The following is a 1,077-nucleotide window of genomic DNA, read 5'->3' as shown; positions in this document are numbered from 1 at the left end:
CCGCGCCCGTCGCGCCCCCGCCGCTCCACGACGCCCAGGCGACGCTCGGCGGCCTCGCGGCGGCCTCGGATGCCGCGGCCCTGGCCGCGCCGCGCCCCGAGCCGGCCACGCCCACGCCTTCGACGCCTGGGCCCGTGCCCGTGCGGCGCCGCCCACCGGCCTCCGAATACGTCGATTTGATCTGGTTCGACGAGCACGCGCCGCAGCGGGTGCGGCAGCAATCGGCGTGGGCGTCCTACGTGCGGGATCCGCAGCGCCCGACGGAATGGATCACGGGCGAGGAGCCGGAGGAGCCGACGCAGGCCGTGACGGATCGCCGCGACATCCGGCGCGCGCTCGGCCGCGTGCCGCCGCTCGACGCGATCGGCATGGCCCGCGTGATGGAGGAGGCCATCGACGAGGACGGGATCTTCGAGCAGCCGCTGGTGATCGTGAACGGCGAGCTCGCGATGACCTGCGACCCGCTGGAGACGCTGAAGACCACGGTGGCCGTCGCCTCCCAGCTCGCGGCAGCGGACAAACGCCTGAAGGAGGCGCTCGACGCGGCGGAAGAGCTCCTGCAGAGGCCACGGAGCGCGGCGGTGCCGCTCCTGGAGGGCGCCTTGTCGCGTGTGCGGCAGGCGTTTGCCCAGGTCAATCGGTCGCTCGCGTCGGATTACCTTGAAACGACGGCGCAGCGAATCCTGATCGAGGAGCGTCATTACCTGAAGCGCAAGCTCTTCGGCGGGGAGCACATCGGCGGATTGCTCTCTCTGGGCAGCGGTTCGCCGCTGCCGACGTACATGCCGGAGGTGCTGTCGGAGAAGCTGCCGCTCTTCCCGCGGCTACGTGTGCGAGCCATTGCCGAGCCGCACCCGCAGCAGGATCCGGCAGACAACGAGTCGATCACGCTGCGGGTGCTGGCGCTGGGCCGCGTGGTGCAATCGCAGCCCGTGGGCCGAGGCGGGCGCTAAGGTCAGCCCTTACCGAGATTCACGCCTCCTCCAGCAGGAGGCGGCGGCGGTGGCGGCGGCGGCGGCGGCGGTGGCGGTGGCGGTGGCGGCGGCGGCGGCGGTGGCGGCGGCGGCGGTGGCGGCG

The 1,077-nt window shown here is 73.3% G+C and carries 1 pseudogene; it reads left to right on the top strand.

The annotated features are described in order from the left end of the window. Positions 1–953: pseudogene (locus E8A74_RS53705) on the top strand (hypothetical protein); the annotation flags it as partial. Positions 954–1,077: the final 124 nt, after the last annotated feature.

Origin of the sequence: Polyangium fumosum, assembly GCF_005144585.1 — a bacterium.
In the GTDB taxonomy this organism is placed as follows: Bacteria; Myxococcota_A; Polyangia; order Polyangiales; family Polyangiaceae; genus Polyangium; species Polyangium fumosum.
Note: the sequence above shows the minus strand (reverse complement) of the source record. Positions and strands in the feature narration are given on the sequence as shown.